22 protein-coding genes are annotated in these 22789 nt (G+C 63.4%); 13 read left to right on the top strand and 9 right to left on the bottom strand.

The annotated features are described in order from the left end of the window. From ACIQ2A_RS19830 to ACIQ2A_RS19815, 4 genes are all read right to left on the bottom strand, one after another. On the bottom strand, positions 1-1352 hold a 1352-nt coding region (locus ACIQ2A_RS19830; protein ID WP_398482481.1), incomplete at its 3' end, for an efflux RND transporter permease subunit. Positions 1353-1362: 10 nt separating this feature from the next. Then, positions 1363-2574, bottom strand: coding sequence for an efflux RND transporter periplasmic adaptor subunit (locus tag ACIQ2A_RS19825; RefSeq protein ID WP_398482479.1), 1212 nt, complete (start codon positions 2572-2574; stop codon positions 1363-1365). A 211-nt stretch (positions 2575-2785) separates the two neighbouring features. Further along, positions 2786-3832: an SAM-dependent methyltransferase gene (locus ACIQ2A_RS19820; RefSeq protein ID WP_398482477.1), complete on the bottom strand. Its 1047-nt coding sequence runs from the start codon at positions 3830-3832 to the stop codon at positions 2786-2788. Then, a complete protein-coding gene (locus ACIQ2A_RS19815) occupies positions 3829-4644 on the bottom strand; it encodes a DUF1295 domain-containing protein (protein WP_398482475.1) in 816 nt (271 codons plus the stop codon). The genes ACIQ2A_RS19820 and ACIQ2A_RS19815 overlap by 4 nt, the downstream gene beginning before the upstream one ends. Before the next feature lie 180 nt (positions 4645-4824). Here ACIQ2A_RS19815 and ACIQ2A_RS19810 point away from each other — a divergent pair, with 180 nt between their 5' ends. Genes ACIQ2A_RS19810 through ACIQ2A_RS19790 form a run of 5 tightly spaced genes read left to right on the top strand, consistent with a single transcriptional unit; the run spans position 4825 to position 7880 of the window. Then, on the top strand, positions 4825-5847 hold the full coding sequence (locus tag ACIQ2A_RS19810; protein WP_398482473.1) for a flagellar motor protein MotA: 1023 nt from the start codon (positions 4825-4827) through the stop codon (positions 5845-5847). A 3-nt stretch (positions 5848-5850) separates the two neighbouring features. Beyond that, a complete protein-coding gene (locus tag ACIQ2A_RS19805; protein ID WP_398482471.1) occupies positions 5851-6882 on the top strand; it encodes a peptidoglycan -binding protein in 1032 nt (343 codons plus the stop codon). 1 nt (position 6883) lies between these two features. Continuing rightward, a complete protein-coding gene (locus ACIQ2A_RS19800; protein ID WP_398482469.1) occupies positions 6884-7321 on the top strand; it encodes a GNAT family N-acetyltransferase in 438 nt (145 codons plus the stop codon). Between the two features lie 53 nt (positions 7322-7374). Then, positions 7375-7602 carry a hypothetical protein gene (locus ACIQ2A_RS19795; RefSeq protein WP_398482467.1) on the top strand — a complete coding sequence of 76 codons (228 nt, stop codon included), beginning with the start codon at positions 7375-7377 and terminating at the stop codon, positions 7600-7602. After that, a complete protein-coding gene (locus ACIQ2A_RS19790) occupies positions 7599-7880 on the top strand; it encodes a type II toxin-antitoxin system RelE/ParE family toxin (RefSeq protein WP_398482465.1) in 282 nt (93 codons plus the stop codon). Before ACIQ2A_RS19795 ends, ACIQ2A_RS19790 begins: the two co-directional genes overlap by 4 nt. Positions 7881-7889: 9 nt before the next feature. Here ACIQ2A_RS19790 and ACIQ2A_RS19785 read toward each other — a convergent pair whose 3' ends face one another. Next, a complete protein-coding gene (locus tag ACIQ2A_RS19785) occupies positions 7890-9761 on the bottom strand; it encodes an ABC transporter ATP-binding protein/permease (RefSeq protein WP_398482463.1) in 1872 nt (623 codons plus the stop codon). Between the two features lie 217 nt (positions 9762-9978). Between ACIQ2A_RS19785 and rpmE the strand changes: the two genes are divergently transcribed. Together rpmE and ACIQ2A_RS19775 are read left to right on the top strand one after the other, a co-directional pair. Beyond that, entirely contained in the window at positions 9979-10206 is a 228-nt protein-coding gene (gene rpmE, locus ACIQ2A_RS19780) for a 50S ribosomal protein L31 (RefSeq protein WP_398482461.1), read from the top strand. Positions 10207-10336: 130 nt separating this feature from the next. After that, positions 10337-11134, top strand: coding sequence for a hypothetical protein (locus ACIQ2A_RS19775; RefSeq protein WP_398482459.1), 798 nt, complete (start codon positions 10337-10339; stop codon positions 11132-11134). Between the two features lie 117 nt (positions 11135-11251). Here ACIQ2A_RS19775 and mutS read toward each other — a convergent pair whose 3' ends face one another. Next, positions 11252-13978, bottom strand: a complete 2727-nt coding sequence (gene mutS / locus ACIQ2A_RS19770; protein WP_398482456.1) for a DNA mismatch repair protein MutS — start codon at positions 13976-13978, stop codon at positions 11252-11254. Positions 13979-14206: 228 nt separating this feature from the next. On the opposite strand from mutS, the gene pcaF reads away from it, so the two are divergent. The 3 genes from pcaF to pcaG all read left to right on the top strand — a co-directional run bounded on the left by pcaF (position 14207) and on the right by pcaG (position 16819). Beyond that, positions 14207-15415, top strand: a complete 1209-nt coding sequence (gene pcaF / locus ACIQ2A_RS19765) for a 3-oxoadipyl-CoA thiolase (RefSeq protein WP_398482454.1) — start codon at positions 14207-14209, stop codon at positions 15413-15415. Between the two features lie 121 nt (positions 15416-15536). Beyond that, a complete protein-coding gene (gene pcaH / locus ACIQ2A_RS19760; protein WP_398482452.1) occupies positions 15537-16238 on the top strand; it encodes a protocatechuate 3,4-dioxygenase subunit beta in 702 nt (233 codons plus the stop codon). Continuing rightward, the gene (gene pcaG, locus ACIQ2A_RS19755; protein WP_398482449.1) at positions 16238-16819 is read left to right on the top strand and encodes a protocatechuate 3,4-dioxygenase subunit alpha; all 582 of its coding nucleotides are present in this window, start codon (positions 16238-16240) and stop codon (positions 16817-16819) included. Before pcaH ends, pcaG begins: the two co-directional genes overlap by 1 nt. Positions 16820-16963: 144 nt before the next feature. Here pcaG and ACIQ2A_RS19750 read toward each other — a convergent pair whose 3' ends face one another. From ACIQ2A_RS19750 to ACIQ2A_RS19740, 3 genes are read right to left on the bottom strand one after another with little or no spacing between them, the layout of a single operon-like run. After that, entirely contained in the window at positions 16964-18529 is a 1566-nt protein-coding gene (locus ACIQ2A_RS19750; RefSeq protein ID WP_398482447.1) for a DHA2 family efflux MFS transporter permease subunit, read from the bottom strand. Positions 18530-18533: 4 nt separating this feature from the next. After that, a complete protein-coding gene (locus tag ACIQ2A_RS19745) occupies positions 18534-19688 on the bottom strand; it encodes an HlyD family secretion protein (protein ID WP_398482445.1) in 1155 nt (384 codons plus the stop codon). Then, positions 19681-20157 carry a MarR family winged helix-turn-helix transcriptional regulator gene (locus ACIQ2A_RS19740; RefSeq protein ID WP_398482442.1) on the bottom strand — a complete coding sequence of 159 codons (477 nt, stop codon included), beginning with the start codon at positions 20155-20157 and terminating at the stop codon, positions 19681-19683. Before ACIQ2A_RS19740 ends, ACIQ2A_RS19745 begins: the two co-directional genes overlap by 8 nt. A 170-nt stretch (positions 20158-20327) precedes the next feature. Between ACIQ2A_RS19740 and ACIQ2A_RS19735 the strand changes: the two genes are divergently transcribed. The 3 genes from ACIQ2A_RS19735 to ispG all read left to right on the top strand — a co-directional run. Then, positions 20328-20813, top strand: a complete 486-nt coding sequence (locus ACIQ2A_RS19735) for a Fur family transcriptional regulator (RefSeq protein WP_398482483.1) — start codon at positions 20328-20330, stop codon at positions 20811-20813. Positions 20814-20854: 41 nt separating this feature from the next. Next, positions 20855-21805 carry a DMT family transporter gene (locus ACIQ2A_RS19730; protein ID WP_398482440.1) on the top strand — a complete coding sequence of 317 codons (951 nt, stop codon included), beginning with the start codon at positions 20855-20857 and terminating at the stop codon, positions 21803-21805. A gap of 13 nt (positions 21806-21818) precedes the next feature. Continuing rightward, a partial coding sequence (ispG, locus tag ACIQ2A_RS19725) for a flavodoxin-dependent (E)-4-hydroxy-3-methylbut-2-enyl-diphosphate synthase (RefSeq protein ID WP_398482438.1) occupies positions 21819-22789 on the top strand: 971 nt, incomplete at its 3' end.

Raw genomic sequence — 22789 nt, 5'->3', positions numbered from 1 at the left:
CCCATCAGCACCAGCGTGATGCCGATGATGGCGCTGGTGATCTGGTCCATCGCCTTCTTGGTGGCTTCCTTCGGCGACAGCCCCTCTTCGCTCATGATGCGCTCGACGTTTTCCACCACCACGATGGCGTCGTCGACGAGAATGCCCACGGCGAGCACCATGCCGAACATGGTCAGCATGTTGATGGAATAGCCCACCGTCAGCAGCACCGCGCTGGTGCCGAGCAATGCGATCGGCACCACGATGGTGGGGATCAGCGTGTAGCGGAAATTCTGCAGGAACAGGAACATCACGATGAAGACGAGGACGACCGCCTCGAGCAGCGTCATCAGCACCTTGTTGATGGCGGCATTGATGACCGGCGTGACGTTGTAGGGAATCTCGATCTTGATATTGGCCGGGAAGTTGTTCGACAGTTCCTTCATCTTGGCGTCGATGGCGCCCGCGGTCGCGACCGCGTTGCCGGTCGGCGACATCAGCACCGCAAGGCCAGCCACCGGCTTGCCGTTCTGGCGCGTCTTGAACTGATAATTGAAGCCGGCGATCTCGACCCGCGCCACATCGCGCAGGCGCACCGCCGAGCCGTCCGGATTCGCGCGCAGCACGATCGCGCCGAATTCCTCCGGCGTGGTCAGCTGGCCTTTGACCAGCACCAGTGCCGATGTGCGCTGCTCCGCAGGGCTTGGCTCCGAGCCGATCGCCCCCGACGCCACCTGAGCGTTTTGCGCCGTGACGGCCTTGCTGACATCGTCGGAAGTGAGGTTGTAGCCGACCAGCTTGGCCGGATCGACCCAGACGCGCAGCGCGCGCTCCGTCGAATACAACTGCACGCGGCCGACGCCGGGAATACGCCGGATCTCGCCGACGATATTACGCGTCATGAAATCGCCGAGGCCGACCTCATCGAGGCTGCCATCGGTGGAACTGACGGTGATGATCTGCAGCACCTGCGCAGACGCTTCCTGGATGCGGATGCCCTGCTGGATCACCGCACGTGGCAGCCGCGGCTCGACGCGCTTGATGCGGTTCTGTGCTTCGACCGATGCTGCGCTGATTTCGGTGCCGGGCTCGAAGCTGGCGAGAATTTCGACGGAGCCGAGGGAGTCACTGGTGGATTCGAAGAACAGCAGGCCGGGCGTGCCGTTGAGCTCTTCCTCGATCAGGCGGGTGACGCTGTTGTAGAGATTTTCGGGTGACGCACCGGGATAGCTGGCGCTGATCGAAATCAGCGGCGGCGCGATGATCGGATATTGTGCGATCGGCAGCAGCGGGATTGCGATCGCGCCGAACAGGCAAGTGAAAAGCGCGACGACCCAGGCGAAAATCGGCCTGTCGATAAAAAATCTAGCCATGTTCTCTTACTCAGGGCCGCGCTTGCGTGGTCTTCTGGGGCTCGCCGGAGAAATTCGCCGCCAGGCTTGGATCAGACCACTTCACGGTCTTGACCTTGTCGCCGGCCGTGAACTTCTGGAAGCCCTCGACGACGATCTGCTCGCCGCCCTTGAGGCCTTCCATCACGAACCACAAACCATCCTGCACGGCGCCGGTCTTGACTGGCTGCACCGCGACATGGCCGTCACTCTTGACGACGAAGACTTCGGCACCGCCACCGCCATTGCGCTGGATCGCCTGTTGCGGAACCGCGATGGCATCGGTGTCGATGCCCTGCTCGATCTGCACGCGGACATACATGCCCGGCAGCAGTTCACGCTTCGGATTCGGGAATTCGCCGCGCAGCGTCACCTGGCCGGTGAAGGTATCGACCTTAGCTTCCGAGAACAGCAGCTTGCCGACCAGCGGATAGATCGAGCCGTCGTCGAATACGAGGCGCACCTTGGCGGCATCGGGCGCGATGCGCTCGAGATCGCCGGTCTCGAACGAGCGGCGCAGATTGTTCAGCTCCGACACCGACTGCGTGAAGTCCGCATAGATCGGATCGAGCTGCTGGATGGTGGCGAGATTGGTGGTGTCGTTCTGCGCGACCAGCGCACCTTCGGTCACAAGCGCCGCACCGACGATGCCGTCGATCGGGGCACGGATGGTCGCGTAATCCAGATTGAGGCGGGCGCGGGCGACATCGGCCTTGCGCGCAGCGATCTCCGCTTCGGCCTGGCGCTGGGCGCCGGTCGCACGCTCGCCTTCGGCTTCGGACACGGCTTTCTGCTGCGCCAGATTCGTCAGGCGTCGCGCCTGCAGTGTGGCCGTCTCATAGGCGGCCTCAGCCTTCTGCAGCGACGCCTTGGCAGCCTGCAGTTCAACTTCGAACGGCTTTGGGTCGATGCGATACAGCGTATCGCCCGCCTTCACCTCGGTGCCCTGATGGAAGGCGCGCTCGATGATGATGCCGGACACGCGCGAGCGCACGTCGGCGACGCGGGTCGGCGCGATACGGCCCGGCAGTTCGCGCACGATGGCACGCGCCTGCTGCTTGACGGTGACGACGCTCACCTCGGTCTCCGGTGCTGCCGGCGCCGCTGCCACCGCATCCTTCGGTTCGTTGCATCCCGCAAGCACAGGCGCGAGCCCTGCCAGCAGAAGCGCGAAGCCTGCAGCGCGTGCATTGATGATCGTCATCGATTTCAATTTCCCAATTTGCAATTCGAACAAGCATCGACGTCTGCGTAGGACATGATCGCCTCTCACGCGCAGACGGATTTATCGAACGTGATACGGGCAAAATAAAAACCGCCCTATTGCAGCGCAACACATATCGTGGCGGCGCATTGCCACACAGCCTATCACGTTGAAAACAAATACGCATTCGGGCTTCACGCGAACGTGACGCCTATGGAACTCTTACCATGCGGTTAACCGCGGTCATGCGGTAGTGACTGACGCCCCACTCGCTGCCATCGGCGAAGCCGAACAGACCTTCTGTCGCCAGGAAGAACCAGCGCCAGCGCCGCATCCATAGCGCAGTGTCGCGTCCATAGACGGGCTTGAAAATGCGTTCGATGGCATCGCGATGCGCATCGAAATTGTCGAGCCAATCCCGTGCGGTGCGCGCGTAATGCGTGCCGCTCCAGGCCCATTCCTTTTCGACCGCGAAGATGTCGCGATATTGCTGGATCAGGGAGTGGCTCGGCATCACGCCGCCGGTGAAGAAATGCTGCGCGATCCAGTCTTCCTTGTCGCTGCGATCGAACAGGTAAGTACCGGAGCGATGGGTGAAGATATGCATGAAGAAGCGGCCATCCGGGGCCAGCCATGATTTCACGCGCGTCATCAGCTCGCGCCAGTTCATCATGTGTTCGAACATTTCCACCGACACGATGCGATCGAATGTCTGCTCGGGCTGGAAGACGTTCATGTCCTTGGTGACGACGCGCAGATTCGCATAACCGCGCTCCGCGGCCTGCGCGTCGATATAAGCGCGCTGCGAGTTGGAATTGGACACCGCCGTGATCGATGCATTCGGAAACTGCCGCGCCATCGACAGCGACAGCGAGCCCCAGCCGCAGCCAAGTTCGAGAATAGACTGGCCATCCTGCAGATCGGCATGCTCGACCGTCTGACGCAACGCCTCTTCCTCGGCTTCCCGCAAGGTCGTGGCCTCGTCCTTGTAGAAGCAGCTCGAATATTTCCGGTTGGGACCGAGCACGAGCGCGAAGAATTCCGCGGGCACTTCGTAATGCTGCTCATTCGCAGCATCCGTGTACTCGGCCACGGCGCGCGTGGCCATTTCGCGAGCGAAGATTGCGTCGGTCTCCCGATCGCATTCAGCGAGTTTCAACGCCGTGCGTGCGCATAGCTGCTGGATGCCGGCACGGATCACCAGATCGGGCAACGGCACGCGCTCGGCCGTCTCGATCATGCGCGCAACAAAGCTCATGCAGCGGCTCCCGGACGGCGCGGCGGCAGCGGGAAGAACACGCTGGTGCGGGCCTGATAGGCGCGGTAGCCGTCGCCGCGCGATTTCAACATCTGCTCTTCCAACGGCGGCACGCCGGTGACGTGACGCAGGATCCAGTACATGAACAGCGGCGCCAGCAGCGTTGCGAGGCTCCACGGATAATTCACCGACAATGCGATGACGGGATAAGCCAGCCAGCCGAACCATTCGAAGAAGTAATTCGGATGTCGCGACCAACGCCACAGGCCGATGTCGCAGACTTTGCCCTTGTTGGCGGGATCGGAGCGAAAGGTTTTCAATTGCCTGTCTGCCAGCGCCTCGCCGGCAATGCCGGTGAACAGGATCAGCACGCCGAGATAATCCTGCAACCGCAGCGCGTCCGACGGGAAGCGCGATGCGACGAAAATGGCGAACACCAGCGGGATCGAGCCGAGCCCCTGGTTCTGCAAAAAGAGAAACATCTTTCGCGGCGAATCGGCGCCCCATTCCTTTGCGAAGGCGGCATAGCGCGGATCATCGGTGATGCCCGCGGTCCGCGCTGCGATGTGCGAGCCAAGCCGCACCGACCAGATCACCACCAGCGCTGCCACCAGCCACTGCCGAACATTCGGCGGCTGATCGGCGATCGGCCACAGAGCCGCTGCGGCACCTACGAGACCGAGCGAGAATGTCCAGATCGTATCGACCCAACCCGAGTTGCCGGTGCGCTGTTGCACCACCCAGGCAAGAGCCATCAGCACCGACAGCGCCACTGCAATCATCAGCAGTGCCTGCAAGTATACAATCACCATCCTCAGCCCCGTAAACGTCTCATTGCAAAGGTCTTTTACAAATACGCAGCTCATCAAGCGCAGTTTCAGCCTGAAGTTCCGAACAACGTCGCCTTTTCCGCACTATCCGATCTTTTTTTGTCGTCCGGCTGTGCCATATTGCTCGTCCGACCGTGATCCTCCCAAGCAGATGAAGCACCCATGGCGACAGCTCCCTCTTCCCGCTCCGCGATAGAGATCGAACTGACAAAACTGTCATCGCCACGGATCTTCCTGGTCCGCATGCTGGTGTTTCTGGTGCTGTGCGGGCTGATCGGCACGGTGCTCTACAAGCAGATTTATGCGGCTTTCCTCGCCAATCCCGGCCTGAACGCACTGATCGGCGGCGTGCTCCTGATCGGCATCATCCTGTCGTTCCGACAGGTGATACGGCTCTATCCCGAGGTGCGCTGGGTCAACAATTTCCGCATTTCCGATCCCGGCATCGCGATGGAGCGCCGCCCCACATTGCTGGCACCGATGGCCGCGATTCTCGGCGGCGAGCGCACCGGGCGGATGTCGATCTCGCAGCAGACCATGCGGCACCTGCTGGATTCCATCGCCACGCGCCTCGACGAGGCCCGCGACATTTCGCGCTACATGACCGGCTTGCTGGTCTTCCTCGGCCTGCTCGGCACCTTCTGGGGCCTGATCGAGACCGTGGGCTCGGTGGGCAAGGTGATCGAAGGTCTCAAGGTCGGCGGTGATTCCGGTTCGCTGTTCGATACGCTGAAGGAAGGACTTGCCGCGCCGCTGAGCGGCATGGGCATTTCATTCTCGTCCTCGCTGTTCGGCCTCGCCGGCTCGCTGATCCTCGGCTTCCTCGACCTGCAATCGAGCCAGGCGCAGAACCGCTTCTACACGGACCTCGAAGACTGGCTCGCCTCCACCGTCACCGAATATTCCGGCGCGCCTGCCATCGCGCCCGTTGCCTCTGCCACGCCAACTGGCGCGCCACCGGAATTGCTGGAAGCCATCGAGCGGCTGCGCCGCTCCGTCGAGGACAGCGGCAGCCGCAGCACCTCGACGGCCATGGCCAATCTCGCCGACGCCATCCAGGGCCTCGTCTCGCATATGCGCAGCGAGCAGGAGATGATCCGCGAATGGGCGGACAGCCAGGGCGAGCAGAGCAAAGAGATCCGGAAACTTCTGGAGCACATCGCCCGCCAGCCGGAGAAGAGCTGACCCATGGCGCTCGCACGCGGCCGACGCAACTCTTCCGAGATGAATTACTGGCCGGGCTTCGTCGACGCCCTGTCGACGCTGGTCCTGTCCATCGTCTTCCTGCTGTCGGTGTTTCTGGTCGTGCAGTTCTTCCTGTCGCAGGAAGTGACGGGGAAGGACAAGGCGATCGACGAGCTGAACGCCAAGCTCGCCCAGCTCAGCGACATGCTGTCGCTGGAGAAACTCGGCAAGGTCAATCTCGATGAGCAGCTGACATCGCTGCGCGCCGGCCTCGCCGCCGTGCAGGCCGATCGCGACCGCGTCAAGGGCCTGTATGATGGCCTTGCAGGTGCTGGCGCCGATGCGCAGGGCCGCAATAGCGAACTCAACAAGGCGCTGGATTCCGAGAAGCAGGTGTCGTCGCGCGCGCTGGCGCAGATCGAGGTGCTGAACCAGCAGATCTCCGCGCTGCGCCGCCAGCTCGCCGCGCTGGAGGATGCGCTCGATGCCTCCGAGAAGCGCGACCGGGAATCCCAGGGCCGCATCACCGATCTCGGCCAGCGCCTCAATGTTGCGCTGGCGCAGCGCGTGCAGGAATTGTCGCGCTATCGTTCCGAATTCTTCGGCCGCCTGCGCGCCATTCTCGGCAATCGCCCGGATATCCGCGTGGTCGGCGACCGCTTCGTGTTCCAGTCGGAAGTGTTCTTCGATGCCGGCAAGGCCGAGTTGCTTCCGGAAGGTCGCGCCGAACTCGACAAGGTGGCCAGCGCCCTGACCGAACTCGACAAGCAGATCCCGCAGGAGATCCCTTGGGTGATGCGCGTCGATGGCCACACCGACTCGCGGCCGATCCTCAACAATCCCGTCTTCAAGACGAATTGGGAGCTGTCGGCGGGACGCGCGATCTCGGTGGTGCAGTATCTGGTGTCCCTCGGCGTCCCGGCCCAGCGCTTGCTGGCCGCGGGCTTTGCAGAGTTTCAGCCGCTTGATGTGGCGCAGACGGATGACGCCTACAAGCGCAACCGTCGCATCGAGCTAAAGCTGACCGAGCGATGAGATGACGACGCTGCGCCCCTATCGCGCCGAGGACGAAGATGCCTCCATCGCGCTGTGGCTGGAGACCTGGAAACTCGCTTATCCCTCGATCGACTTCGACAAGCGCGTGGACTGGTGGCGCGAGCGCTGGCGCACCGAGCTGGTGCCGGCGGCGCATATCGTGGCGGCCGAGCAGGACGGTGCGTTAGTCGGCTTCGTCACCATCGATGGCACGGGCTATCTCGACCAGCTCGTGGTCGGCCCTGCACACTGGGGCAGCGATGTTGCGCGGAAGCTGATGAACGAGGCCAAACGGCTGTCGCCCGGCGGCGTGACGCTGAAGGTCAATGCGGACAATGTGCGGGCTATCAAGTTTTATCTGCGCAACGGATTTGTAAAATCCACTGAGGAAGTGAACTCATCAGGCCGAGCCGTCGATGTGATGGAGTGGAAGACTTAAGAACCCCTTCCAGATATCTTCCCGGCAGAGCCCGTCTGTAGTATACTCCCGCTATGACCAAGCTGCTCGACCAGGCTGTGGAAATCGCTCGCGCCCTTCCGGCGGACGCCCAGGACGACATTGCTCGTATCGTGCTGCAGCTTGCAGGCGATGAAGGCGCGCCCGTTGCTTTATCCCCTGAGGAGCGGGCTGCGATCGCCGAGTCAAAAGCGCAAGCGGCTAAAGGGCAGTTCGCGACGGATGACGAAGTCCGCGCCGTCTGGGCCAAGCACGGATTATGAGTCCGCGGTATACACCGCGCGCGCTCAACGACCTCACCACTATCCTCGATTATATCGCGCAGCACTCGCCGACAGGCGCAAAGCGCGTTCACCAGCGTATCCGGCTGACGGTCGATCTGCTCGCGCGCAACCCGTATATCGGCGTCCTGACCGAAGATCCGACGGTCAGGCGAATTACGACATTACCCTATCGATATCTGGTGTTCTACGAAGTCAGCGATGAAGAAGTGATCATCCACACGATACGGCACTCGTCGCGTGCCGCATCAGATTTGTAGCTCGCGGTCTCACACCCCGAACTGCAATCGCGCCAGCCTTGCATAGAGCCCGTTCGCCGCGACCAGCGAGGCATGCGTGCCCTGCTCGACGATGCGGCCATGCTCCATCACCAGGATGCGGTCGCAGGACAGCACGGTGGCGAGGCGGTGCGCAATCACCAGCGTGGTGCGGTGCTTCATCAGTTCTTCCAGCGCGGTCTGCACCAGCGTCTCGGATTCCGCATCGAGCGCCGAAGTGGCCTCGTCCAGCAGCAGCAGCGGCGCGTCGCGCAGGATGGCGCGGGCGATGGCAATGCGCTGGCGCTGACCACCGGACAGTGTCACACCACGCTCACCGAGCGGCGCCTCGAAACCTTCGGGCAAACGGCGGATGAATTCGGTGGCGTGCGCCAGATCGGCGGCGCGCTCGACTTCGGCATCGCTCGCATCCGGACGGCCAAAGCGAATATTTTCGCGCGCAGTCGCAGCGAAGACGACCGAGTCCTGCGGCACCAGCGCGATGCGGGTGCGCAGCTCCTGCGGATCGGCCTCACGGATCGGCACGCCATCCATGGAAATGGTGCCACTCTTCGGATCGTAGAAGCGCAGCAGCAGATGGAACAGCGTGCTCTTGCCCGCACCGGACGGCCCGACGATCGCAACCTTCTCGCCAGCCTTGACCGACAGGGAGACACCGGCGGCAGACAGCACGTCGGGACGGGTCGGATAAGCGAAGGAGACATTGTCGAAGGCGAGGTCACCCCGCGCCGGCACCGGCAAGGCGCGCGGCTTTTCCGGCGCCGCAACATCGGACTTCACATTGAGAAGCTCGAACAGCCGTTCGGAGGCACCGGAGGCGGACGAAATCTCGCCCCAGACTTCACTGAGCTGGCCGAGGCTCGACGCCGCGAAGGCAGCATAAAGCACGAACTGGCCGAGCCGACCCGGCGTCATTTCGCCGAGCAAGACATCATGCGAGCCGACCCAGAGAATGCCGACCACGCTCGAGAACACGATAAAGATGATGATGGCCGTCAGCACGGCGCGCGCGCGGGTGGCGCCACGGGCGGCTTCATAGGCTTGTTCGACCTCGCCACCGAAACGCGCATTGGCGTAGGACTCATTGGTATAGGCCTGGACCGTGCGCATGCCGCCGACCAGTTCGCTGGCATAGGCGGAGGCGCTGGCCAACGTATCCTGCGCGTTGCGCGATAGCCGGCGCACCCAGCGGCCGAAGGCCACCAGCGGGATCACGATCAGCGGAATCGCCGCCAGCACGAAGCCGGACAGTTTCGGGCTCGACACCACCATCATGGCGGCGGCGCCGAGGAACAACACGATGTTGCGGAGCGCGATGGAGACCGAAGCACCGACGGCAGACTTGATCTGCGTGGTATCGGCGGTGAGGCGCGACACCAGTTCGCCCGAGCGCGACGTATCGAAGAAGGCCGGCGACAGCGCGGTGAGATGCTTGAACACATCGCTGCGAAGATCGGCAACAATGCGCTCGCCGATGGTCATCACCAGATAATAGCGGGCCGCGCTGGCGCCCGCGAGCACCACCACCACCGCGATCATCACGCTGAAATAGCTGTTGATCATCGCGATGCCTTCGGGGCTGAAGCCGAAGTCAATCATGCGGCGAGCTGCGATGGGGACGACGAGGGTCGTGATGGCGGCGATCAGCAGCGATACCAGCGCCAGCAGCGCCCGGCCGCGATAGCGCGCCACATAGGGCGCCAGCGCCAGCAACGGGCGCAGCTTGGCGCGGCTCGGCGCCGGCGGGGTGACCACGGTATCGGCCAATGTGGGCTCTTCCAGCACGGGCTCCGGCTGCGGAACCGGTGCGAGGGCCTTGTCCGGGGCGCCGCGGGAATCGTCGAGCCGTTCGACTGCACTCATGATTTATAACCGTTCTTGTCGTTGCGGCCTCAGATAGGCCGATGCGCGCCGGCTGGCAAATGACATAGGTCAACGGATCCGGGGAAACGGGTCCGGATCAATGGTTCTGGACCAATTGCGACAAGTCCTTGTCGGATGGGCGTTCCTGCGATATAGACGCGGCAAATCCGCCATCGCAATCCCGAGATTCAGGCGCATCTGCGCCGAAGGAACCGTCATGAAAGCCGAAATTCACCCGGATTATCATAACATTACCGTCGTTATGACTGACGGTACCGAGTATCAGACCCGCTCGACCTGGGGCAAGGACGGCGACAAGCTGAACCTCGACATCGATCCCAAGTCGCACCCGGCCTGGACCGGCGGCACCACCCAGCTGCTCGATCGCGGCGGCCGTGTGTCGCGCTTCCAGAAGAAGTTTTCGGGCTTCCTCAAGAAGGACTGAGGCCTCGCGCCCAGCCCGGCTTGCCAGCCTTGAAACGCCCCGCCTCGCGCGGGGCGTTTTCGTTTGGGGAGCATGGTCCCGTCAGTCATGATGCCCGGCGTGACGCCCGAGACGACAAGAAGAACAAAAAATGTCCGCCGATCTCACTTTCGTGGCCATCCTCCTCCTGCGCATGGCAGTCACCGCCGCTTTCGTGATTTCCGCCTCGGTCATCACCGAACGCTCGGGCCCAGTGATCGGGGCATTGGTCGCCACGCTGCCGATCTCGGCCGGCCCGTCCTATGTCTTCCTCGCCATGGATCACGATGCCGCCTTCATCGCGCAGGGCGCGCTGGCGAGCCTGCCGATCAACGCCGCGACCATGTTTCTCGGCCTGACCTATATTCTTCTGGCTCAGCGCAACAATGTGGTGATCAGCCTCGGCGCCGCTGTCATCGTCTGGTTCGGGCTCGCTTACTTGATCCATCTGATCGACTGGACGCTGCTCGGCGGCATCGCTGTCAATGTCGTCACCTTCGCGATCTGCCTGCCGCTGATGCAACGGTTTCGCCATGCCAAAATGCCGCTGATCACCCGCCGCTGGTACGACATCCCGTTGCGCGCGACACTTGTCGCCACGCTGGTCGGCGCCGTGGTGACGTTGTCCGCCACCATCGGCCCGACCGGCAGCGGCATGCTGGCGCTCTATCCGATCGTCTTCACCAGCCTGATGCTGATCCTGCATCCCCGCATCGGCGGCAAGCCGACCGCGGCGGTGATCGCGAATGGTGGCTGGGGCTTGATGGGGTTTGGGATCGCCGTGGCGCTAATGCAGGTGACGGCGGTGCGTTTCGGCTCGGTGATTGCGCTGAGCGGTGCGCTGGCGACGTGCGTGGCCTGGAATCTCGGGCTGTGGGCATGGGGACGCAGGCGGGTGCGCTACGTCTGAGGCTCTCATGGTGAGGAGCGCGTCTTCGCGCGTCTCGAACCATGAGCTGTTTTGCGCAGGAGCTTGCGGCCATCCTTCGAGACGCGGCCAAGAGGCCGCTCCTCAGGATGAGGGTTGTTATTGTTTCGGCAGCTTCGCCTTCAACGCATAAAGCGCATCCAGCGCCTCGCGCGGTGACATCTCATCGGGATGCAGCGCCTTCACCGCTTCCATCACCAGATCCGCCTCGCTCGGCGGGGCCGCTTCTTCCGGTGCGCGTGAGGTGATGGCGAACAGCGGCAGGTCGTCGACCAGGACCTTGGCGCCCTGCCCGCGATCCTGCGCTTCCAGTTTTGCCAGCACGGATTTCGCCCGCGCGATCACTGCCGGCGGCAGGCCGGCAAGTTTTGCGACCTGGATGCCGTAGGAGCGATCCGCCGAGCCCGGCAGTACCTCGTGCAGGAACACGACATCGCCATGCCATTCCTTCACCCGCACCGTCGCATTGAACAGCCGCGGCAGTTTGGCCGAGAGCGCGGTGAGCTCATGATAATGCGTCGCGAACAATGCGCGGCAGCGATTGCTCTCATGCAAATGCTCGATCGCCGCCCAGGCGATCGACAAGCCATCAAACGTGGCCGTGCCGCGGCCGATCTCGTCGAGGATCACCAGCGCGCGCTCGGTCGCCTGATTGAGGATGACCGCCGTCTCCACCATCTCGACCATGAAGGTCGACCGCCCGCGCGCGAGATCGTCGGCGGCGCCGACGCGCGAGAACAGCCGGTCGACGATGCCGATCCGCGCCCGCGAGGCGGGCACGAAGCTGCCAATCTGCGCCAGCAGTGCGATCAGCGCGTTCTGGCGCAGGAAGGTCGATTTACCGGCCATGTTCGGACCGGTGATCAGCCAGATCTGCCCGGATTTCTGCCCCGGCCCCGGCGACAGGTCACTCGCGTTGGCGATGAAGGGCTGGCCATCGCGGCGCAGCGCCTGCTCGACCACGGGATGACGGCCGCCCTCGATGGCGAACAGCAGGGACTCGTCAACTTCGGGGCGGACGTAATTGTCATCCACCGCGAGCTTCGCCAGCGCAGTCGCGACATCGAGCTGCGCGAAGGCATGCGAGGCCGCATAGAGGTCGTCGGAATCTTCCGCGACCATGGTCGCCAGCCGCTCGAAGATTTCCAGCTCGAGGCCGAGCGCGCGATCGCCCGCATTGGCGATCTTGGCTTCGATCTCGCCGAGTTCGGAGGTGGTGAAACGCACCTGTCCGGCCAGCGTCTGGCGATGGATGAAGCTCGCATTCAGCGGTGGCTGCATCAACTTGTCGCCATGCTGCGCGGTGACCTCGACGAAATAACCGAGCACATTGTTGTGCCGGATCTTGAGACCTTTAACGCCGGTGTCCTCGGCATAGCGCGCCTGCATCGAGGCAACGACAAGCCGCGACGCATCGCGCAGATTGCGGGTCTCGTCGAGCACGGGCTCGAAGCCGGCGCGGACGAAGCCGCCGTCGCGCTTCATCAGCGGCAGCTCGTCATCAAGCGCACGCGCAAAGGTCGCAGCAAGTTCGCGCGACGGGCGGCGCAGGCCGGCCATGGCCGCCGTGATATCCGCCGGCAGATTCTCGGCCGCGCCGAGACGATCCAGCACCTGGTCCGCCGCCATTACGCCGTCGCGGATGCAAACGAGATCGCGCGGACCGCCGCGGCCGACCGACAGACGCGCCAATGCGCGCGACATGTCCGGCGCGGTCTTCAGCGCGGCGCGCAGGTCGTCGCGCAAGCCGCTATCGGCCACGAAGGTCGCCACCGCATCATGGCGGCGTGCAATGCCGGCCGCGTCAGTCAGCGGCGCTGCCAGCCGCTGCGCCAGCAGGCGCGAGCCGGCCGCCGTGACGGTGCAGTCGATCGCATCCAGCAGCGAGCCGCGGCGTTCGCCGCCCAGCGTGCGCGTCAGTTCGAGATTGGCGCGCGTGGCCGGATCGATCGCCATCGTGGTGCCGACCGCCTCGCGGCTCGGCGGCGACAGCGGGATGCGCTTGCCGATCTGGGTGCGTTCCACATAGGTGACGCAGGCGGCGGCGGCTGTCGCCTCCAGCCGCGACATCGCGCTGAGGCCATCCATAGTGGCGACGGCAAAATAATCGCACAACCGCCGCTCGGCGGTGGCGGTGTCGAACACGTCGCGGGTCAGCGGCGTGACCGCCGGCAATTCGCGCAGCAGCTGGCTGAGATCGGGATCGCTGTAGAGCGCGTCCGTCACGATCACTTCATTGGGGTTGATGCGCGCAAGCGTCGCGCCGAGTTCGCTGGTCGCGCATTCGGTGACAATGAATTCCGCGGTGGAGATATCGATCCAGGCCAGACCGATGCGATCCGCACCGCTCGATCCCTTCGCCCGCGTAATCGCCATCAGATAATTGTTGGCGCGGGCATCCAGCAGGTTCTCTTCGGTCAGCGTGCCCGGCGTCACCACGCGGACGACATCGCGTCGCACCACGCTCTTGCCGCCGCGCTTCTTCGCTTCCGCCGGATCCTCCATCTGCTCGCAGACGGCGACGCGGATGCCGAGCGAGATCAGGCGGTGCAGATAATCATCGGCGCGCACCACCGGCACGCCGCACATGGGGATATCCATGCCCTGATGCTTGCCGCGCTTGGTCAGCACGATGCCGAGGGAGCGCGAGGCCAGTTCCGCATCCTCGAAGAAGATCTCGTAGAAATCGCCCATCCGGTAGAACAGCAGCAGGCCGGGATTGGCGGCCTTGATCTCGAGATACTGCTGCATCATCGGCGACACCTTGGTGTCGTCCGTGGCGGGCGCGGGCTGTTCCGGGGCGGGTATGGCTTGCTGGATCGTCATGGCGGCGGACGCTAGCAAATTTCGCTAGCCCGATCCTACGCGCCAGGCCGCGAAAGGCCATGTTTTCCCCACCGCAACACCCGGTTGACAAGTCAACCGCACGCGATTATCGGACATTCAGGGTGTGACAATCCATGCAACAGCCATGATTTGACCGGGTCGGTGGGCCTTCCTACAAACCACCGCGAAAATCCGGCACATGCGCGGATGCAGCCCAGGAGGAAAATGATGAGCGATGTGTTTATTTGCGACGCCGTGCGCACCCCGATCGGCCGTTTTGGCGGTTCGCTCGCCAAAGTCCGCGCCGACGACCTCGCCGCTACTCCGATCAAGGCGCTGAAAGAGCGCAATCCGAACGTCAAATGGGACGAAATCGACGAAGTCTTCTTCGGCTGCGCCAACCAGGCCGGTGAAGACAATCGCAACGTCGCCCGCATGGCCGCCCTCCTCGCCGGCCTGCCAGAAAGCGTCCCCGGCCAGACCCTCAACCGCCTGTGCGCCTCCGGCCTCGATGCCGTGGGCGCCGGTGCCCGCGCCATCCGCGCCGGTGAAATCGATTTCGCCATTGCCGGCGGCGTCGAATCCATGACGCGCGCGCCATTCGTGCAGGGCAAGGCGACCGAAGCCTTTTCGCGTTCGGCGGAAATCTACGACACCACCATCGGCTGGCGTTTCATCAATCCCCTGATGCGCGAACAGTATGGCGTCGATGCCATGCCGGAGACCGGCGAAAACGTCGCCCAGGATTTCCAGATTTCGCGCGCCGACCAGGACGCCTTCGCGATCCGCTCGCAGCAGAATGCCGGCAAGGCGATCGCCTCGGGTTACTTCGCCGAGGAAATCGTCGCCGTGCAGGTGCCGGGCGGCAAGGCCGGCCCGATCACCGTCGACAAGGACGAGCATCCGCGCCCGGAAACCACGCTGGAAGGCCTGTCCAAGCTGCGCCCGATCGTGCGCAAGGATGGCACCGTCACCGCCGGCAATGCCTCGGGCGTCAATGACGGCGCCGCGGCCATGATCCTCGCCTCGGCCGCCGCCGTGAAGAAATACGGCCTCACCCCGCGCGCCCGCATCCTCGGCCTCGCGTCCGCCGGTGTTGCCCCGCGCATCATGGGCATCGGCCCCGTGCCGGCGACGCAGAAGCTGATGGAGCGCCTCGGCCTCAAGATCAGCGACTTCGACCTCATCGAGCTCAATGAAGCCTTCGCCTCCCAGGGCATTGCCGTCCTGCGCCAGCTCGGCGTCAAGGAAGATGCCGACTTCGTCAACCCGCATGGCGGCGCGATTGCGCTCGGCCATCCGCTCGGCATGAGCGGCGCCCGTCTCGCGCTGACCGCCGTGCATGCGATGGAAAAGGGCAAGGGCAAGCTAGCCCTCGCCACCATGTGCGTCGGCGTCGGCCAGGGCGTCGCCATGGCGATCGAGAAGCTGAACTAACCCTCATCCTGAGGAGCGGCCGCAGGCCGCGTCTCGAAGGATGAGCACCACACTCCTCATGGTTCGAGACGCGCGAAGACGCGCTCCTCACCATGAGGGGACGACCCAAGGGGAAACCAGCATGACGCTAATCTATCCCGTCGAGAGCAATGCGGCGCACGCGCCGCGCCTCTCACCCGGCTACAAGAGCACCACCCTGCGCGCGCCGCAGAAGCAGCGCATTTTGATGCCGCATACGCTGTCGGAACTGACCGGTCCCGTTTACGGCCACGAAACCGTGCGCCCTGGCGATCATGATCTCACCACCATGCATACCGGCGAGCCGCTCGGCGAGCGCATCATCGTGCATGGCACCGTGATGGACGAGGACGGCCGCGGCGTGCCGAACACGCTGGTCGAACTCTGGCAGGCCAATGCCTGCGGCCGCTATGTCCATGTCTGGGACCAGCACCCCGCCCCGCTCGATCCGAATTTCACCGGCGCCGGTCGCGCCGTGACCGATGCTGCGGGCAACTACAAATTCATCACCATCAAGCCCGGCGCCTATCCCTGGGGCAACCACCACAATGCGTGGCGTCCCGCGCATATCCATTTCTCGGTGTTCGGCCATTCCTTCGTCTCGCGTCTGGTGACGCAGATGTATTTCCCGAATGATCCGCTGTTTCCGTTCGACCCGATCTTCAATTCGGTCACGGACGAAAAGGCGCGCCTGCGCATGGTGTCGGATTTCGATCTCGATAACACCGAGCCCGGCTGGGCGTTGGCCTATCGCTTCAACATCGTTTTGCGCGGCCGCAACGCGACCCCGACGGAGACTCACTGATGCCTGGAATTACTCCGTCGCAGACCGTCGGCCCGTTCTATGCCTACGGCCTGACGCCCAACGGCAAATATGCCTGGAACGACGCCTTTACCAACAATCTGCTGACCCCCGACGTCACCGGCGACAAGATCCGCATCGAAGGCGTGATCTATGACGGCGCCGGCAAGCTGGTGCCCGATGCCGTGCTGGAAATCTGGCAGGCCGATGCGCAGGGCCGGTTCGCCGATCCGCAGGACAGCCGCGGGCTGTCGAATTCCAGCTGGCGCGGTTTTGGTCGCTCTGGCACCACAGATGCGGGTGAGTATTCGTTCGACACCGTCAAACCCGGCGCCGTCCCCGGCATCGACGGCAAGGATCAGGCGCCGCATATCGTGATGGCCGTGTTCGGCCGCGGCATGACCATGCAGTCGATGACGCGTATCTATTTCGACGACGAAGCCGCGACGGCGGATGATGCCGTCATGCAGCTGGTGCCGGCGGATCGGCGCGGGACGCTGATCGCGAAGAAGACGGCCGCGGGGGTGTATCGGTTCGATATCCATCTGCAGGGGGATAACGAGACGGTGTTTTTCGACGTGTGAGGTTTCTTCTCTCTCTCCCGCTTGCGGGGGAGGGTCGGGGTGGGGGCAGCCACAAGCGCCGACGCTGGTGGCGGCCCCCACCCGGCGCTACGCGCCAGCCTCCCCCGCAAGCGGGAGAGGGAATCCATCGGCCTCTGCGCCCAACTATTCCATCACCGCCGGATGCTCATCTCCACCCGGCTTGGCCGCCTGCGCGCGGAGCTGCGCCTTTGATGACCCGATAATCAGCGCCATCGGGATCGCCGCCAGCGTCACCAGCATGATCAGCTGGTAATCCAGCCCGAACGCAATGATCGTCGCCTGCAAGGTCACGATGGCATCCATCATCGCGCGGCCGGTATCGGTCGCCAGATTGATCGCACCCGCCACATTCGGCATTTGCAGCGCATTGTTGAATGGCGTCACATGCTCGACCAGCACTGCATGCGCCATCCGCGTGCCCGATGTCAGGTTCGCGATCACGATCGAGATGCCCACAGAACTCGCCACATTGCGCAGCAGCGTCAGCATCGAGGTGCCATCGGTGCGCAGGTGATTGGGCAGCGTCAGGAACGCCACCGTCGACAGCGGCACGAACACGAGGCCCAGCCCAAATCCCTGCGCCACGCTGACGATGATGAATTCCGGCACGCCGGTCTGGTCGGTCCATTTCGCGGTGAAATACATCGACACCGACAGCAGCACCATGCCGGTCATGATCAGCGTGCGCGCCTCGATATATTTCATCATGCGGCCGACCAGCATCATCGCCACGAAGGTGCCCGAGCCGCGCGTGGCCAACAGCAGGCCCGCCGTCAGGATCGGATAGCCGATCACGTTCTGCAGGAACGGCGACGACAGCGACATGGTGGAATAGAGCACCAGCCCCATCACGCACATGAAGATACAGCCGCCGACAAAATTCTTGTCCTTGAAGATGGCGAACTGGATGAACGGCCGATCGGTCGTGAAGGAATGCGCGAAGAAATAATAGAAGCCGACCACTGCCACGATCGCCTCTATGATGATCTCGTTCGACTCCAGCCAGCCAAGCTGCTCGCCGCGGTCGAGCGCCAGCTGCATCGAGCCGATGCCGATGGCGAGCGCGAGAAAGCCGAACCAGTCGAACTTCATCTTCAGGTTCAGATCGGTCTCGTCCATGAACACCATGAGCCCGGCCACGGTGACGATGCCGAAGGGCAGATTGACGAAGAACACCCAGTGCCAGGAATAGGTCTCGGTGAGCCAGGCACCGAGCGACGGCCCCATGATCGGGCCAAGCATCACGCCCATGCCCCAGATCGACATGGCCTTGGCGCGCTCATGCAGCGCGTAGGAGTCCAGCATCACCGCCTGTGACAAGGGCACCAGGGCCGCGCCAAAGACGCCCTGCAGCAGTCGGAAGCCGACCATCTGCGTGATGTCCTGCGCAAGGCCGCACAGCACCGAGGCGATGGTGAAGCCGGCCGAGCAGACGATGAACACCTTCTTGCGGCCGAAGCGGTTGGCGATGAACCCCACCGGCGCGGTCATAATGGCGGCGGCCACGATATAGGAGGTCAGCACCCAGTTGACCTGATCCTGCGACGCCGACAGCGAGCCCTGCATATAGGGCAGCGCCACATTGGCGATCGTGGTGTCGAGCGCCTGCATGATGGTCGCTGTCATGGCGCACACCGTCACCATGTTGCGACGCATGCCGGGAACTGCGCTGGGTGAGGACGTGCTCATGGGATCAGTCCTGGGCCGCCTTCGCGGAGGAGAGGCCGAGCACGCCTGCCAGCGTACGGCGATGTTCGGTGTCGATGGTCGTATAGGTGCTCATGCCGGCCTTGAGCTTCTTCACGGCCGCATCGTCGTAATCGAGATAGATGCGCACCGGCACGCGCTGCACGACCTTGACGAAATTGCCGGTGGCATTCTGCGGCGGCAGGATCGCGAACTGCGCGCCGGTACCGGGCGAGAGCGAGCCGACGGTGCCGTGGAAGGCATGGTTTGGGAACGCATCGACCTCGATATCGACCTTCTGGCCGACATTCACATAGGTCAGATCCGATTCCTTCATATTCGCGTCGACCCACGGCCGTGCATCGTCGATCACCGTGAGGATCGGCGTCGATGCGGCGACGAAGCGGCCGAGCTGGATATTGTCCACCTGCGTCGCGACGCCCGCGATCGGCGCCTTCAGCACGGTGTGATCGAGATTGCGCTGGGCATCGCCGAGTGCTGCTTTTGCTTGCGAATAGGCCGGAAACTGCTCAAGCGGCAGATCGGGATTGCCGAGCAGCTTGTCCTTGGACGTACCGAGCTGCTGCTGCAGCAATTCAAGCTGCGCGCGCGCCATCACATAATTGGTGGTGGCGGTATCGAGATCGAGCTGCGAGCCCGAAAGGGATTTCACCAGCGTCGTCTTGCGTTCGACATCGCGCTGTTTCAGCTCGACGCCCTGGCGCGCGAGTTCGAGCATGTCGCCATATGATTTGATGTTGGACTTCAGCGTCGCGTACGACACCCTGGCATCGTCGAGCTTGGCCTGCGCCTGCTGAAGCGCGAGCTGGAACGGCACCGGATCGATTTCGAACAGCGTATCGCCGGCATTCACATGCTGGCCTTCACGCACCACGACGCGCGACACCTTGCCGGCGATTTCCGGCGTGATCAGCACTTTCTGAGCGCCAACATAAGCGTCGTCGGTGCCGACATAGCGGCCGCCGGAAAGATAGAAGGCGAAGCCGCCGACGAGGACGATCGCCGGCAGCACGATCAGCAACAGCGGACGTCGATAGCGCTTGAAGAAGCCAGCCGCGCCTTGACGCTGCTTGATCGCGCTCCCCTCGCCGCCGCCGTCCGATGCGTCCTTGTCTGGAAATTTCAGCACGGGGTCAGCCATAAGCCTGTTCCTTGGTCTTGCCCGCGGCAGGCGCGAGCGCAGCACGGATGTTGGATTTGATGGTTTCGAGGTAATCGACGAGCCGGTGCATGTCTTGATCAGCCATCCGGTCGAACGCGACCTGCACGAGATCAGCGCGCAGCACGGCAAGTTTCGCCATCAGCGGGCGCGCAGCGTCGGTGAGATAGAGCCGTTTGATGCGGCGATCGGCATCGTCATTGCGGCGTTCGATCAGGCCGCTGTCGCAAAGCTTGTCGATCAGGCGCGTCAGGCTGATCGGCGCCATCTCCATGGCATCGGCCAGCTCGGCCTGCTTCTGCCCTTCGTTGCGCTCGACCTTGGCCAGCACGGCCCATTGGGCGCGGGTCATGCCGAGATGGCGCGCTTCCTTGTCGGCCAGTTGCCGCAGCATCCGCTGGGTTTCGAACAGAGCTGAGAGAAAATCGGTGCCGAGATCCCGGTCGGGCATGGCAAACTCCTAAGTCTGGCTCAAAGTAAGGAAGCTTATATTTTCGACCACCTGTGCCAAAGTGTCGCAGATATGCGTAAAGCGCATAGGTCAGCATTTCCGACGCCTTCTTGGGGAGGTTCGTGTGGCTGCCATGGGCGAACCGCCGGAAAGTGATTACATTGCTGCTAATGACCGCGCTGAAACCGACTTTTCCCGCCCCGGACCATGATCACGACCGCTGCACCGCGGACGCGATGCATCATGCCGAGCACGTATGCGCCAAGCGCTCGCAGAAGCTGACGCCGATCCGGCGCCAGGTGTTCGAGGCGCTGCTCGCCAGCCACCGCCCGCTCGGCGCCTATGAGATCATCGAGGAACTGGCCAAGACCGTGTCCCGGCCTGCGCCGATCACGATCTATCGTGCGCTCGATTTCCTGATGGCCAACGACCTCGTGCACCGCATCGAGAGCCGCAACGCTTTCCTCGCCTGCGTCCATGATCATGGCACCACATCGATGGTGGCCTTCCTGATCTGCGACAAATGCGGATCGGTCGGCGAAGTCCCGGCGGCACAGGTCGCGCAAAGCCTCAATGACGCCGCCCGTTTGACAGGCTTCACGCCGAAGCTCTCTGTGGTGGAGATCACAGGCACCTGCGCGCACTGCCAGGCCTGAGCCACACATAACAACACGGCGGCAAGCCGGACCGAGGCCAGATGTCTGCAGAGCCAAGCCCCACCCCGCCCGGCGGTCGCCCGCTGACGGTCGGCGCCATTCTTCTGGTGCTGATGCTGTGCCTGACCTGGGGCTTCAACCAGATCGCCATCAAACTCGTGCTGCGCGAGATCCCGCCTTACACCCAGGCCGCACTCCGATCGGCCGGGGCGCTGCTGGTGATTCTCGCCATCGCGCGGTTTCGCGGCGTCAAACTGTTCGAGCGCGACGGCACGCTTGGTGCGGGCCTGTTCGTTGGCACCATTTTCGGCTTCGAGTTCCTGGTGATCTTTCACGGGCTCGAACTGACGACCGCCAGCCGCGCCGTCGTCTTCCTTTATACGATGCCGTTCTTCGTCGCCCTCGGCGCCTATCAGTTGCTCGGTGAGCGGCTTCGTCCTGCGCAATGGGCCGGCCTTGCCGTGAGCTTTGCCGGCGTGGCCGTCGCGATTGGCGTTCCGCAGCCCAACGTCACCGCAAGCGTCCTGTTTGGCGACCTTTTGATGATCTTGGGCGCAGCCATGTGGGCGGCGACGACGCTGGTGGTCAAGCGGACCAGATTGATTACCGCCGCCCCCGAAAAGGCATTGGGGTACCAGGTGGGATTATCGATCCCTATTCTTGGCCTCGGCGCACTGCTGGCAGGCGAACGAATTCCCGCGGTTCCCGGCGCCCTGACAATCTCGCTCCTGTCATTTCAGGCGTTTTGGGTGGTCGGACTTACCTTTTTACTCTGGTTCAGCCTGATCAGAACCTACTCCGCCAGCAAATTGGCGGCTTTCACCTTCATCACCCCTTTATTCGGCGTCGCGGCGGGCTATCTGATCCTGGGAGATCAGCTTACCCCCGCCTTCGGGCTGGCTGCGCTATTGGTCATCGCCGGGCTGGTTCTCGTTAACCGACCGGCGCGCTCCGCAGCCACTAACGCATTGCTGAATGTCACTAAAACCTGATATTCGAGACCCCATGAACAAGTTCGAAATTCCGCAGGATGTCGCCGGCCCGGCGCCGCGCCATCTCACCACGCAGGTCATGGTCGGCAATGTCGCCGTCGGCGGCGGCGCGCCGATCGTCGTGCAGTCGATGACCAACACCGACACCGCAGACATCCAGGGCACCATCGACCAGGTCGCAGCGCTGTCGCGCGCCGGCTCCGAGATGGTCCGCATCACCGTCGATCGCGACGAGGCTGCTGCCGCTGTGCCGCATATCCGTGAAGCGCTCGACAAGCAGGGCATCACGACCCCGCTGGTCGGCGACTTCCATTATATCGGCCACAAGCTGCTCGCCGAATATCCGGCCTGCGCTGCGGCCCTCGACAAGTATCGCATCAATCCCGGCAATGTCGGCTTCAAGAGCAAGCGCGACAGCCAGTTCGCCGACATTATCGAGATCGCGAACAAGAACAACAAGGCCGTCCGCATCGGCGCCAACTGGGGGTCGCTCGATCAGGAGCTGCTCACCAAGCTGATGGACGAGAACGCGCTCTCGGCGAACCCGAAAGACGTTCGCGCGGTGACGCGCGAAGCCATGGTGCAGTCGGCGCTGCTGTCGGCCGCGCGCGCCGAAGAGCTCGGCATGCCGAAGAACAAGATGATCCTCTCCGCCAAGGTCTCGGCGGTGCAGGACCTCATCGCGGTCTACCAGACGCTGGCCTCGCGCTCCGACTACGCGATCCATCTCGGTCTTACCGAAGCCGGCATGGGCTCGAAGGGCATCGTCGCCTCCTCGGCCGCGCTCGGCATCCTGCTGCAGCAGGGCATCGGCGACACCATCCGCATCTCGCTCACCCCCGAGCCCGGTGGCGATCGCACGCTGGAAGTTCAGGTCGCGCAGGAATTGCTGCAGACCATGGGCTTCCGCACCTTCGTGCCGCTGGTTGCCGCCTGCCCCGGCTGCGGCCGCACCACCTCGACCACGTTCCAGGAACTGGCACG

The sequence above is a fragment of the Tardiphaga sp. genome, assembly GCF_044336785.1.
Classification (GTDB): domain Bacteria; phylum Pseudomonadota; class Alphaproteobacteria; order Rhizobiales; family Xanthobacteraceae; genus Tardiphaga.
The sequence above is the reverse complement of the archived record's forward strand: the minus strand, read 5'-3'. Positions and strand labels throughout refer to the sequence as shown.